The sequence below is a fragment of the Streptomyces sp. NPDC055254 genome, from assembly GCF_053606025.1.
Genome location: NZ_JBSGQV010000050.1, coordinates 1 through 12,828 on the forward strand (window position 1 = coordinate 1; position 12,828 = coordinate 12,828).

Genomic DNA, 12,828 nt, shown 5'->3' on the forward strand with positions numbered 1-12,828 from the left:
GTGGGTGTGGTGTGTTTTTTTTTTTTTATTTTTTTTGTTGTGTTGGGGGGGGGGGGGTGGCGCGCGCCGCGGCCGCGGGCCGGGCGGCGGCCCGCCCCCGCCCACGCCTCGGAGTACTGCTCGGCTACTTGTCGTCGTAGTAGCCGAAGATGTCGACGACCAGGTCGGCGGGGTCCCAGCCCTGGTTCCAGAGGTCGACGATGCCGTACTCGCCGGCGCTCGCCTGCACCAGGTTGGCGACGGTCTTGCCCGTCGTCCAGTTCAGGGTGGAGGAGACCGGACGCGGCGGGGTGACGGCGGTCCTGTCGGCGTAGTTGCCCGTGGAGTTGTGGTCCGGTGCGACCGACAGGAAGCCCGCGCCGCGCGTGTTGGTGACCGTGGTGTTCAGCACCCAGGCCTCCTGCCCGATCGAGAAGGCCTGCCAGATGTATCCGCGCGGGACCCACGGCCTCTTGGACCAGCTCTCGCGGGTGTCGATCTGCCGGACCGGCTCGACCGGCACGTAGGCAGCGGCGTGCGCGGGGCTGTAGGTGCCGACCAGGTCCACGATGACGTCGGACGGGGCCCACGCACCGTTGCGGACGGTGATCTCGCCGTCCTTGCCGACCGGCACGATCACCGAGTTGGCGATCGTCTGCCCGGCGGCGAAGTTCACGTTGGACGTGGTCGGTGCCGCCTGCCCGGTCGGATGGACGGTCAGGTGACCGGCCTCCCGCGGGTTGGTGACCGTCACGTTCAGCGCGACGGCAGTCGCGCCCGGGTCGGCCACCTTCACGGTGAAGGACCCCTGGCCGGCGACCGGACCGTGTTGCGGGCCGGTCCCGTAGCGGGTGTCGACGACCCGCGCCGGTGCCTGCGGGTCGTACCCGCCGGCCGCCTGTTGGCCGAAGTAGCCGGTGACGTCCGCGACCAGATCGATCGGCTCCCAGCCGCCGTTGTACAGCTCGATGTAACCGTCCGTGCCGACCCTCGCGATCACCAGGTTCGGGACGCTCTGACCCGCCTCGAAGTTGATGTTCGACGCGGTCGGCCGCCTGGTGCCGGAGGCGAAGACGCTCACGTGTCCGGGGCTGGTGGTGTTGGTGGCGGTCACGTTGAGGGCGACGGCGGTGACCCAGGTGGGGATGTCGCCGTTCCCCGCGACCTTCAGGCGGGTCGAGGAGTACGCGCCGACCTTGCCCTGCACGGCGCCCTTTCCGCTGCGGGTGTCCAGCAGGCGGGTGGGACCGTGCGGGGTGAACTCCGAGCCCGCCGTCTTGACCCGCACCTCGCTGGTGGCGTGCGTCCCGAGTACCGGGTCGGCCACGGTGGCCTTGATCGTGTACTCGCCGACCTCTTGGTAGATGTGTGTGGTGAGCAGCTCCGAGGAGCCGGAGACCACCACCGTGTCCGTGGTCCCGTCGCCCCAAGCGATGGTGGCCTCCAGCGGCGGCGTCCCCCTGTTGAGCGAGGTCGTCAGCTCCAAGCCGTGCGCCGACGACACCCGGGCGCTCAGGAAGATACTCAGACCCGCGCTGCCGGTGGCGGCGCCGCTGGTGAAGGTCCCGGCCCCTGCCGCCACCGGCAGCGCGGCGGGCTTGACCGGATCGGCGGCCTGGGCCGTGCCGGGTACGAAACCGATGCTTGCCGCCGCGACGACGGCAGCGGATATTACGAGTCGGCGATTGCGCACCGAACCCCCCGTTTGTGCTTTTGAACGCGCTCAGCGTGAGCTCGCGCACAGCCTACATAGCGGTGTGCGGGTGATCACCGGGGTACCCGTTGGGCCCGGGGGAGTTGGCCCGAATCTGTCCCGACCTGGGGCTTTAGCGGGCGGCCCAGTGCGTGAATCCGACCCAGGCTTTTCCGGCCAGGGTCAGGGTGGGCCCCGGATTCTTGGAGTCCCGCACGTGCACGGCCGTGCGGCACGCCGCCACCTCGACGCAGTCGCCCCCGCCGCCGTCGCTGTAGCTCGACTTGTGCCAGTCGAGCGCCACCTCGACGCAGTTCCCGCCGCTGCTGTCGCTGTGGCTCGACTTGTGCCAGTCGAGCGCCACCTCGACGCATTGGCCGCCCGCGTCGCTGCTGTAGCTGGACTTGATCCACCGCCGTGCGCTGATCATTGCTCTCCCGCCAACCGCTCGATGAGACCCAGCGATTCACGTGGGCCCAGGGCCTGTGCCCGGATCTTCGCATACCTCTGCGAGTACAAGCTCACCTTTGCCGGGTCACTGATCAATAGGCTCTCGTCCTGTGCCTCCATGTACACGAGACGTTCATGCCGGGGAGTCTCGACGAGCGTCATGCCTCCACGTGCCCCGGCGTGCTCTCCCGAGAATCCGCAGTCGAGGGGCAGGACCTGGAGGGTCACGTTGCGGCGCTGGGCCAGATCGCCGAGACGCCGGTACTGGGCACGCATGATCTCCCGGTCGCCGATGCCCCTGCGCAGTACGGACTCGTTCAGGATGCACTCGATGAACGCCGCAGGGTCCCGGTCGAACAGCACGGCGCGTTCCAGTCGCGCTTCGACCAGTTCCGCGACCCGTTCCTCGGCCAGGGCTGGAAATCCGCCGGCGATCAACGCCCTCGCATAGCGCTCTGTCTGGAACAGCCCGTTGATGACATGTGGCTCGAACGCCGAAAGCGTCAACGCACGTTGTTCCAAAGCGATGAAGTCCTGGAACTGGACGGGATATTTGTCCAGCCTGACCAGTTCCCGCGCCACCTCGAATACTCCGAGGTCGCCGCCGATCGCCTCTTCCAGTCCGACCAGCATCTCGTCGCTCGCGGGCTGTGCACAGGTTTCCAGCGCGCTGATGGCCGCAGCCGAGTAGCCGAGCTTCTCTCCCAGCTCCTTCTGGGTCAGCTTCTCCTTCTCCCTCAACACACGGGCCAAGTGGGCGACCAGACGCGTCGCCCCGCCCGCCGTCGACTTGTTGGCCGCCTTCGCCATGGCACCCCCCGCTCAACCGGACTCAACCAGGCTCAACCAACGCGGGTCGAGTTCCTACCGTTTCGCCCCGTCGAGTCGGAGCTATGGAAAACGGTAGGGCGGAGCCGTCAGGCTCGTCCCATGAACACTGAAAGTGACGCCGCCGGCAGCGACGCCCACCGCTGGATCCCGGCCGCGGGCATCGCGATGCGCAAGGCCGGCGTGCAATTTGACGCCCTACGTGTGGACGGTGACACCGGACGGAACCTCGCCGATCTCCTCGTCACGCTCACAGGCGGTGACCCCGGGCCGATCGTCGTCCAGGCGAACGGGCGGCGGCCGGTGTACTTCCTGATCCCCGTCGGCGGGGCGGCGTACCGGATGTGGCCGCCCGGATTCACCCGGCTGACCTCGGGGCCGCTCCGCACCAGCTTCGTGCCCGTCCCGGAACGCGACGGCTGCTGGCCGCTCGCCTGGCGGTGCCCGCCCACCGGCGGGGACCGGCTCGTGCACGCGCTGCTCCTGCACCGCGCGGCCGGGCTCTACCAGGCCAGCTGCGAGATCTCCTCCGCCACCACCGCGCACGCGTCCGCCGCCGGGTCGATCAGCGGGAAGTGACCGACCCCGTCGAGCAGGGTCAGCCCCACCGTCTCCCCCGCCTTCGCCGCCGCGTCCACGTACGACTCCGCCACCCGCGTCGGCACCACGATGTCGTCCCGGCCGTGCACGACCGCCGTGGCGATGCCGGTCGGCAGCAGCGCCGCCGGGTCCGCGTAGGGGAGTCGGGACGTGAAGTGCTCCGCGCCGCCGAGCAGTTGCGCGCTCGCACCCCCGCACACGCCCAGGTCCTCCGCCACCGCGAAGTCCGCGATCGGGGCCAGCGCCACCACGCCGCGCAGTATCGGCGGGGAAGGCAGCCTCCACCCGGACTCCTGCGGGAGCACGTGCCGGGCCGCGGCCCACAGCGCGAGGTGGCCGCCCGCGGAGTGGCCGGTGACCACCACTCGGCGCAGATCGGCCCGCGGCAGCGCGGCGGCCGCGAGGCCCGGCAGGGCGTCCATCGCGGCGGCTACGTCGTCGAAGGTCTCCGGCCAGCGACCGGCGACCGGCCCCCCGGCGCCCTGGTGCGGCACGGAACTGCCGCGCCGGTACTCGACGTTGGCCACCGCGAAGCCCCGCCGCGCGAGGAAGTCCGCGAAGGGGGTGATGTGCTGCCGGTCGTACGGGGCCCGCCAGGCACCGCCGTGCAGGACCACGACCAGCGGAACCCGGTCGGGGCCCGCGCCCCGGGGGGCGTAGAAGTCCACGACCTGGTCCGGGTGTTCCCCGTACGCGGCGGTCACGTCGGGCGCGACGGGCGGATGGGAGAAGGCCGAGGCGGCCTCGGCGGCGTCCCGTTCCACTGCGGCGGGGTCCGTCATCGGCTCAACCTCTCGGTAACGCGTGGGACAGCGGGGACAGATGTTCCGGTGTTCCGGCAGAGCGGGACCGTATCAGTCTGGAACGAGGCGTTCCGTGCGGGGCCCGGGATGTGCCGGAGCGGGCGGAGCCGTGGCCCCGCCCGCCCTGTGAGGTGACGTTTCGCTAAGGGGTCACCCGAAGATGTGACCCAGCGTGCGTGCGGCACGCTCCGCGTCGGCGAAACCGACGTACAGCGGAGTGAAGCCGAAGCGCAGGACGTCGGGTGCGCGGAAGTCGCCGACGACGCCCCGGGAGATCAGCTCGCGCATGACCTCGCGGGCGTTCTCGGTGCGCAGCGAGACCTGGCTGCCGCGCCGGTCGTGCTCGGCCGGGGTGACCGACTCGACCCGGCCCCGCGGGACGTACGCCGCCACGCAGTCGAGGAAGAAGTCGCCCAGCGCGAGGGACTTGGCCCGGACGGCCTCGACGGAGACCCCGTCCCAGGCGTCGAGCGCCGATTCCAGGGCCAGCATGGACAGGATGTCCGGAGTGCCCACCCGGCCGCGCGTCGCGCCCTCGGCCGGCAGGTAGCCGGGAGTCATCGCGAAGGGCTCGGCGTGGCCGTTCCAGCCGGGCAGCGGGGAGTCGAAGCCCGCCTGGTGGCGGCCGGCGATGTACAGGTACGCCGGGGCTCCGGGACCGCCGTTGAGGTACTTGTACGTGCAGCCGACCGCGAGGTCGACGCCGTGCTCGTCGAGGCCGACGGGCAGGGCCCCGGCGGAGTGGCAGAGGTCCCAGACGATCAGGGCCCCGGCCTCGTGCGCGGCGGCGGTGAGGCCGGGGAGGTCGTGCAGCCGGCCGGTCTTGTAGTCGACGTGGTTGAGCAGGACGACGGCGGTGTCCCCGTCCATCTCCTCGGCCGCGCGCGAGGGGTCCACCGGGGTGACGGCCAGGCCGGTCATCCGGGCGGCCGACTCGGCGATGTAGCCGTCGGTGGGGAAGGTGGAGGCGTCGACCAGCAGCCGGCCGCGCAGCGGAGAGGCGAGGCGGGCCGCGCCGACCAGGGCCTTGAAGAGGTTGACGCTGGTGGAGTCGCCGACGACCACCCGGCCGGGGGCCGCGCCGATGATCGGGGCGATCTTGTCCCCGATCCGCTCGGGCGCGCTCCACCAGCCGCTCTCGTCCCAGGACCGGATGAGGAGCTCGCCCCACTGGCGGGCGACGACGTCGGCGGTGGTGGCCGCGACGCCCGCCGGGAGGGCGCCGAGGGAGTTGCCGTCGAGGTAGACGACGCCCTCGGGCAGTGTGAACCGCTCGCGGAGCTTGCCGAGCTCGTCCGCGGCGTCGAGGGCGGCGGCGCGTGCGGCCAGGTCGGCCGCGCCGGGCAGGTCGGTCCGTGCGGCCGCGTCGCCGGGCGGACCGGGTACCGCAGTCGCGTCAGACATGGCTGCGCGCCGTCCACAGCTCGGGGAAGACGTTCTTCGTCGCGCGCTTCTCCAGCCAGGCCACCCCGGCGGAGCCGCCCGTTCCGGTCTTGGCGCCCATCGCGCGGCGGGTCGCCACCAGGTGGTCGTTGCGCCAGCGCCAGACGAGTTCGGCGACGTCCGTGAGGACCTCGCCGAGGCGGTGCAGGTCGAGGTTCTCGTCCGGGGAGGCGTACAGCCCGGTCCAGACGGCCTCGACCTCGGGCGAGGGCTCGTAGCGCCGCGCGAGGTCGCGGTCCAGCACGGAGGCCGGGACCGGCAGGCCGCGGCGGCCCAGCAGGCGCAGCACCTCGTCGTAGAGGCTGGGCTCGTGGAGGGCCTTCTCCAGCTCCGCGTGGACGCGCGGGGCGCCCCGGTGCGGGACGAGCATGGAGGCCGACTTGTCGCCGAGCAGGAACTCCATCCGGCGGTACATCGCCGACTGGAAGCCGGAACCCTCGCCGAGCGCGGAACGGTAGGCGTTGAACTGCCCCGGGGTGAGCTGGGCGAGCGGACGCCAGGAGGCGTTGAGGGCCTCCAGCTCGCGGAGGGATCGTTTCAGCGCGTCCATCGCGACGGGGATCCGGTCCTCGCGCAGCGCGCGGGCCGCCGTTTCCCACTCGTGGACGATGACCGTGAACCACAGCTCCATGACCTGGGTGGTGACCAGGAAGACCATCTCGCCCGGGTCGTCCGAGCGGAGGTGCTGGAGGTGGGTGAGGACGTCCGCCTGGACGTAGTCCTCGTAGGGGGTCGTGCCGGCGAAGTCGAGGTTCGGGGTGTCCGAACCGGCTCCGGAGGCATCAAGGGTGTTCGACATCGCTGTCTCCTCGACACGTGCTTCCGGGTAGCGGTCCGCTCCTTCCGTGAGGTGAGTGGAGCCCCGGTCCCCTGCCCGCATCATAGGACCCCCTCCCGGCGGGGCTCCAGCGGGGAGTGACACAGGTCACGTTTCTCCCCGTCGCTCTCCCCGCCGGTCGGACCGGTCCCGGCTCAGGCGTTCAGCGTGTCCGCCGCCGTCGGGGACGAGTCGCGCAGGAAGGTCGAGCAGCGCTCGTACTCCTCCTTCTCGCCGATCGCGCCGGCGGCGCGGGCCAGCGCGTGCAGGGCGCGCAGGAAGCCCTGGTTCGGCTCGTGCTCCCACGGGACGGGGCCGTGGCCCTTCCAGCCGGACCGGCGCAGGGCGTCCAGGCCGCGGTGGTAGCCGGTGCGGGCGTACGCGTACGACTCGACCACGCGGCCGGCGGCGAAGGCCTCGTCGGCCAGCAGCGCCCAGGCGAGGGAGGAGGTGGGGTGTGCCGCGGCCACCTCGACGGCGGGCGTGCCGGCCGCGACGGCCGCGCGGCCCGGCTCGTCGGGGAGGTGGGTGGGGGCGGGGCCCCCGAGCAGGTTCTCGTGAATGGACATGCGCCCAGTCTGGGGTATGCGGGGCGGCGCGCGGGCGCCACCCGCGAGGTCCGCGCGAGCCGGACCGGTCGCCACCGCCGCCCCGCGGCGCCCCGCGTGACCCCGCATCACCCCTGATCCGGCACGGGGGTGGTGGGCCCCCCACCACCCGGCGGCCCAGGTGTGTGCCCGGCGCACCTCCCCGCGCGGGGGCCCCGCGGCGGACGGTGGAGGTGCCGTCGACGAAGGGGGAAGTCGTGAACACCAGCACCATCGAAGGCGCTCACACCGGCCGGATCCGGGGGGGTCCGGTGGACGAAGCGGCCGAGGAGCTGTGTGCGGCGGTGTTCACGTCACTGCGGCGCCGGGACCAGCGGGAGCGGGGACGCCAGTACGTACGGGCGCTGCTCGCCGCCGAGGGCCGCAAGTCGATCCGGAACATCGCCCGGCACATCGGGCCCGCCGGACCGGCCGCGGAACAGGCGCTGCACCACTTCATCGCCAGTTCCACCTGGGACTGGGAGCCGATCCGCGCCGCCCTCACGCGCTACCTGGGGCGGACCACCCCGCTGGGCGCGTGGGTGCTGCAGCCGATGGCGATCCCGAAGGGCGGGGACCACTCGGTGGGGGCCGGGCACCGCTTCGACCCGCACCAGGGGCAGATGTTCCGGGGCCAGCAGGCTTTCGGGACCTGGTTCACCTCGGCCGGTTCGGCCGGTGTGACGACCCCGGTGGGGTGGCGGCTGTTCCACCCCGAGGACGGGCCCTCGGAGGAGTCGTACGAGGCGTGCGCGGTGAACGGGGTGCTGGAGCACGTCCGCGAGGGGCGGCTCCCCGTCCGCCCGGTGGTCCTCGACATCCGCGACATCGGGACCCGCTTCACGCTGAACCGGTTCGCCGAGGAAAAGGTGCCGGTGGTGGCGCGGATCAGCCCCACCGCGCGGCTGCTGGTGACCGACCCGGCGCTGCCCGGGTACGGGGCCGGCACGCTCGCCGCCCGGGACATCCTGCAGAACGTACGGGGCCTGCGCATGCCGGTGGACTGGGCCGATCCGCACCGGCCGGGGACCCGGTCCGGTTCGCTGATGGCGACGGTACGGGTCCTGTTGCCGGACCCCTCGTCCGGGCGCCGACGCGAAATGCTGCTGCTCGGGGAGTGGACGGACGCGCGCCGGCTGCCGACGGAGCTGTGGGTGACGGACATGACGCGGACGCCGCCGCCCGCCTTGATGCGGATGACGAAGCAGGCGCTGCGGGTCGAGGAGGCCGCCCGGCTGAGCGTCCAGGAAGTCGGGCTGCGGGACTTCTCGGGCCGCTCGCTGCCCGGTTGGAACCGGCACGCGACGCTCGCGTCCGTGGCGCACGCGGCCCTCGCCCTGGGCGGCGGCATGGGAATCCCGGCGCCCGCGGGACGGACGGCGGCCGCCGCCGTGCGGACGGCGGGGTCCGGGCTCGCCGGCGCGGCCGTGCCGATCGCCGCCCGCAGCGCCTCGGGGATACGCCCCGAACTGGCCTCGCGACTGCGTCCGGAGACCCGTGCGGAGGGGGGCGCCCGCGGTGTGTCGGAGGCCGCCAGGACGGAGCTCGCCGCGCGTGCCCGGCAGGTCGCGCGCACCGGCCAGGAGACCCGTACGGTGCCGGCCCAGCGCGGCGCGCGCCGCACCGCCGCCGGCGTCGCCGCCGTACGGCCGCAGGCGGAGCTGGCCCCCACGGGCTGACCGCGTCCGCGGGGGGAGCGGTCGGCCTTCGGGGGTCAGCTCCCCGGGGGTCAACTCCCGGGGGGGGGCAGCTCCCCGGAGGTCAGCTCGGGTCAGCTCGGGTCAGCTCTCCGGGGGCTGGGAGCGGCGGTCCTGGAGGACCGCGCGGGTCTTGCGCAGGCGCAGCGCCATCTGGAGGTCCAGGGCGCGGGCCGGCTTCTGCCAGCCCTCGCCCAGGAGTTCCGCGATCCGCTCCAGACGGCGGGAGACCGTGTTGGGGTGGACGTGCAGGGCCTCCGCGGCGTGCGTGGGGCTGCCGCCGGAGTCGTAGTACGCCTCCAGCGTGTGGGTCAGCTCGGTCTGGCGGGTGGCGTCGTACTCAAGGACCGGCCCGATCGTGGCGCGGATGAAGGCGTCCACGTCGTGGTCGGCCGACAGCAGCAGCCCCAGGAAGCCCAGTTCGCGCAGGGAGGCCGAGCCGCCCGCGCCGTCGAGCGCCGTGAGGGCGTCCAGGCAGCGGGAGGCCTCCTCGAAGGTGGAGGACACGCACGGGGCGCCCCGGGCGGGTCCGGCCGCTCCCGTGGAAACGGGGTGGCCGAGGAGCGGGGAGAGTTCCGCCGAGACCTGCCGGGCGGCCGCCGAGGCGTCCTCGCCGGGCAGCAGGAGCACGATCCGGCCGCGCCGGACCCCTTTGAGGCCGTTGTGGCGGTACGCGTACGAACCCGCCCAGGCGACCGCCTTGCCCAGCTCCCCGCCCTCGGGGCGGGCCACGACCACCACGTGCGGCACGTCCAGGTCGAGCCCGAGCCGGCGGGTGCGCTCGCGCAGTTCCAGGTCGGCGCGGTGCGGCCGGTCCAGCAGGTCCTGGAGCAACTCGTCCCGCACCGGGCCCTCGGCGGCGGCCGTACCGCGCTGGATCAGCAGCAGGGCGGCCACGGAGTGCGCGGCCAGCTCCAGCAGCCGGACGTCCTCCTCCGTGAGCGGGGCGGACGCGCGCAGCACCAGTACCCCGAGGTTCTCGGCCCCGGCCGTCACCGGGGCCACCCACACGTCGTCCGGCAGCGGTACGGGGCTGTGGCCGGTGTGCGCCTGGAGCGCGGCCCGGTCGACGGCCTCCTCGTCGAGGCCGGGCAGCTCGTCGGCCGCCGTGAGCACCCCGCCGCCCGGGTCCCGTACCTGGAGCACGCCGTCCAGCGCGTCGGCGGTCGCCCGTGCCAGGGTGGGCAGGCGGGCCCCGTCGAGCACCAGGCGGACCAGCCGCGCGTGGCAGTCCCACAGGTGGCGGACCCGGGTCAGGGCCGTATGGGCGGCCGCGTTCAGGTGCTCCAGCTCGGCGAACTCGTCGCGGGTGCGCTCCAGCTGGCCGGCCTTCTGGATGGCGATCGCCGCGAGGTCCGCGAGGGAGAGCAGCACCCCGATCTCGTCCGGGGTGAAGTGCCGGACCGTGCGGTCGGCGCAGTACAGCGCGCCCAGTGTGGAGTCGCCGTGCCGCAGCGGGACGGCGATGACGGCGTGCAGGCCCTCGGCGCGGACCACCTCGTCGACGGCGGGGCCGTGCGGAACGGTGTCGTCCGCCGGGTAGTCGGCGCTCCACACGGCGGCGCGGCGGTTCTGGGCGAGGCTGCCGAGGGTCGGCCCGGAGCCGAGTTCGAGCCCGACGCCCACGGCGGTGGTGTCGCCCTCGGAGGTGTGGACGTAGGAGGTGCCGTCCGGGCGGCGCAGACTCACGTACGCCATGTCGAAGTTGAGCAGGCGGCGGGCGCGCCGGGTGATGACGCGGAGCAGGCTGTCGAGGTCGTAGGGCGAGGTCAGGTCGTGCGCGGTGTCGACCAGCGCGGAGAGGGCCGCTTCCCGGGCGCGACCCCGCTCGACACCGGCCAGGACGGTACGGGCCAGGGAGGTGGCCCGGGCCAGGCGGGTCAGTTCGGCCTCGTCGGCGCCGGAGCGCAGGGCGGCGGGCAGCAGCTCGTCGAAGCGTGCCGGTGGCGCCTCCTGGGCGAGGAGCTCCAGCACGGCGAGCGCGCCGGTCTCGTTGTCCCAGGTCATGACCCCTCTATCCGACCGCGCCCGACCCCGTCCCGGAACGGCGGAATCAGGCCGGTCGAACCTAGGTTCCCCTCAGCCCGCGGGTCAAGCGGACCCGCGACCGCGGCGAGCGGGGTCTCAGGGAGGTCAGGCCACGGACGGCGAGAGCGGGCGGCGGCGCGAGGTGCGGCGCGCGGCGGAGCGGGTCCCGAAGTCGACCGCGATGACGTCGCCGTACCGCACACCGCCGGTACACGCCGCGTCGTCCACCGCAGCGCCCCCGCTCGGCGGAACGCCGATCCGCGGCCCGTACGCCACGTCGCCGCGCCCCGAGTCGTCCGGCCCGGCGCCGGAGCGCCATGCCCCGGCCCGCACCGCACGGGTACGCACCGCGCCGGCCTCGGCCGCTTCGGTACGTACCGAGTCGGCGGTCGCCGCACCGGTAGGCACGGCATCGGCCTCGGCCGCGTCGAAGCGCCACGCGCCTGGCTCCGCCGCTTCGGCTCGTCCCGCGTCCGCCCGCGCCGCTTCGGCCTCCGCCGCTTCGGCTCGTCCCGCGTCCGTACGCGCCACTTCGGTACGCACCGCGTCGGCCTCCGCCGCGTCGGCTCGCACCGCCTCCGTGCGCGCCGCTTCGGCACGCGCCGCCTCCGCAGGCGCCGCCTCCGCCCGCGCCGCCGCGTACCCGGGCGCGGCGGCGGTGGTGCGTACGTCGCCGGCCCCTGTCGCGGAGGCGCCCGCTACCGCGTCGGCCCCCACCCTCTCCGTATCCGCCGAGGAGGCTGCCGCGACGGCCGGGCCGAGCAGGACGGACTGGCGCAGCCGGTATGTTTCGTTCGGGACCGCGGTCTCGGACCGGTGGAAATCGGACTCCGTCCCGCTGGCGGGAAACGGTCGCCCCACAGGCTCCGGCGCGCGTCGCCGACCCCAGCCGGTGTCTCCCGCGCCACCCCGGGCGGAGCCCGGTTCGCGGCGCCGCCCCAGGGCCAGTTCGGCCTCCACCCACTGCTCCATGACCGACTTGCGGGTGGCTTCGAGACCGGCGACCAGCTCGGCGAGCCGGGGGCCCTGGTCCACCCCGTCGAAGGCGGGGCCCCGCCACAGCCCCAGCGCCGCGCGCAGCCGGCGGGCCGCCGCCCCGTAGTCGCCGCGCGCCATCGCCCGGTACCCGGCGCCCGCCTCGCGCGAGAATTCCCACAGGTCAGATCGACCGCCACCGGTGTCGAGGAGATAGCCGCCGGGGGTCTGGACGAGCATGGTGGCGGCGCTGCGCGCTCCGCCCTGGTCGACCGCCGCGGCGAGCCGCCCGCGCAACTGGCGCACACAGGAGTGCAGGACCGCCCGGGTGTGCTCGGGCGGCGCGTACGCCTCCAGCTCCTCGGCGAGAACGGCGACCGGCACCGTCTGGTCGGCATAGCCGGCCAGGACGGCCAGGACCTGTCGTGCGGGCGGTGCGGCGGGCACGACGGGCACGCCGTTCTCAAGGACGTCGAGTCCTCCGAGTACGTCAATGTCCACAGTTTCTCCCAGGGCAGGGCAGGGCTCGATCGACGAGAACCCGCTCATAAAAATAATACCCGGGATTTTGTTTCTGGCTACTGGTAAGGCCACCCGGCTCGCCAAAAGCGACCGGGCCCCCGTCCGGAGGGAGGGGCCCGGGGACGCGAGGAGCCGTCGGCGGGCCCGCGCACCCGCACGACGCGGGCCGCGAGCGGGCCGCAGGACACCGGGAACGGTCGACGACCACGCGGGCGGGCGGTCGTCGCGAGGGGCGGGGCAGGGCCGCGGGAAGGGTCCGGTGGGGGGGGGGGCGGCGCCCCCGCCGCGCCCCCCCCCCCCGCCAAGCCCCGCGCCGCGCCGCCGCGCCCCCGGGCCGCGCCCGTCACCGTCCCCCCCCCCGGGGGGCGGGGGTGCGGCGGTGGGGGGGGGCGTGGCCGGGGGGAGG

At 73.9% G+C, this 12,828-nt stretch carries 10 protein-coding genes and 1 pseudogene; 2 read left to right on the forward strand and 9 right to left on the reverse strand.

Annotation, left to right across the window (positions count from 1 at the left end; genetic code table 11):
- Positions 1–124: 124 nt before the first annotated feature.
- The 3 genes from ACWFQ8_RS30515 to ACWFQ8_RS30525 all read right to left on the reverse strand — a co-directional run bounded on the left by ACWFQ8_RS30515 (position 125) and on the right by ACWFQ8_RS30525 (position 2,932).
- Positions 125–1,672, reverse strand: coding sequence for a PKD domain-containing protein (locus ACWFQ8_RS30515; protein ID WP_453789529.1), 1,548 nt, complete (start codon positions 1,670–1,672; stop codon positions 125–127).
- 133 nt (positions 1,673–1,805) lie between these two features.
- Entirely contained in the window at positions 1,806–2,102 is a 297-nt protein-coding gene (locus ACWFQ8_RS30520; RefSeq protein WP_453789530.1) for a DUF397 domain-containing protein, read from the reverse strand.
- The gene (locus ACWFQ8_RS30525; RefSeq protein ID WP_453789531.1) at positions 2,099–2,932 is read right to left on the reverse strand and encodes a helix-turn-helix domain-containing protein; all 834 of its coding nucleotides are present in this window, start codon (positions 2,930–2,932) and stop codon (positions 2,099–2,101) included. Before ACWFQ8_RS30525 ends, ACWFQ8_RS30520 begins: the two co-directional genes overlap by 4 nt.
- A gap of 120 nt (positions 2,933–3,052) precedes the next feature.
- On the opposite strand from ACWFQ8_RS30525, the gene ACWFQ8_RS30530 reads away from it, so the two are divergent.
- The gene (locus ACWFQ8_RS30530) at positions 3,053–3,529 is read left to right on the forward strand and encodes a hypothetical protein (RefSeq protein WP_453789532.1); all 477 of its coding nucleotides are present in this window, start codon (positions 3,053–3,055) and stop codon (positions 3,527–3,529) included.
- Here the strand turns inward: ACWFQ8_RS30530 and ACWFQ8_RS30535 are convergent.
- The 4 genes from ACWFQ8_RS30535 to ACWFQ8_RS30550 all read right to left on the reverse strand — a co-directional run bounded on the left by ACWFQ8_RS30535 (position 3,454) and on the right by ACWFQ8_RS30550 (position 7,182).
- Complete coding sequence (locus tag ACWFQ8_RS30535) at positions 3,454–4,332, reverse strand: alpha/beta hydrolase (RefSeq protein WP_453789533.1); 879 nt, start codon at positions 4,330–4,332, stop codon at positions 3,454–3,456. The genes ACWFQ8_RS30530 and ACWFQ8_RS30535 overlap by 76 nt on opposite strands.
- A 171-nt stretch (positions 4,333–4,503) precedes the next feature.
- Complete coding sequence (gene kynU / locus ACWFQ8_RS30540) at positions 4,504–5,757, reverse strand: kynureninase (RefSeq protein ID WP_453789534.1); 1,254 nt, start codon at positions 5,755–5,757, stop codon at positions 4,504–4,506.
- Positions 5,750–6,595 (reverse strand): tryptophan 2,3-dioxygenase family protein, encoded by an 846-nt coding sequence (locus ACWFQ8_RS30545; protein WP_453789535.1) that lies wholly within the window; start codon positions 6,593–6,595, stop codon positions 5,750–5,752. Before ACWFQ8_RS30545 ends, kynU begins: the two co-directional genes overlap by 8 nt.
- A gap of 173 nt (positions 6,596–6,768) precedes the next feature.
- Positions 6,769–7,182, reverse strand: a complete 414-nt coding sequence (locus ACWFQ8_RS30550) for a DUF3151 domain-containing protein (protein ID WP_453789536.1) — start codon at positions 7,180–7,182, stop codon at positions 6,769–6,771.
- A 236-nt stretch (positions 7,183–7,418) separates the two neighbouring features.
- Here ACWFQ8_RS30550 and ACWFQ8_RS30555 point away from each other — a divergent pair.
- Positions 7,419–8,570, forward strand: a pseudogene (locus ACWFQ8_RS30555) (IS701 family transposase); the annotation flags it as partial.
- Between the two features lie 411 nt (positions 8,571–8,981).
- Here the strand turns inward: ACWFQ8_RS30555 and ACWFQ8_RS30560 are convergent.
- Together ACWFQ8_RS30560 and ACWFQ8_RS30565 are read right to left on the reverse strand one after the other, a co-directional pair.
- Entirely contained in the window at positions 8,982–10,904 is a 1,923-nt protein-coding gene (locus ACWFQ8_RS30560; protein WP_453789537.1) for a helix-turn-helix domain-containing protein, read from the reverse strand.
- 126 nt (positions 10,905–11,030) lie between these two features.
- Positions 11,031–12,401, reverse strand: a complete 1,371-nt coding sequence (locus ACWFQ8_RS30565) for an AfsR/SARP family transcriptional regulator (protein ID WP_453789538.1) — start codon at positions 12,399–12,401, stop codon at positions 11,031–11,033.
- Between the last annotated feature and the right edge of the window lie 427 nt (positions 12,402–12,828).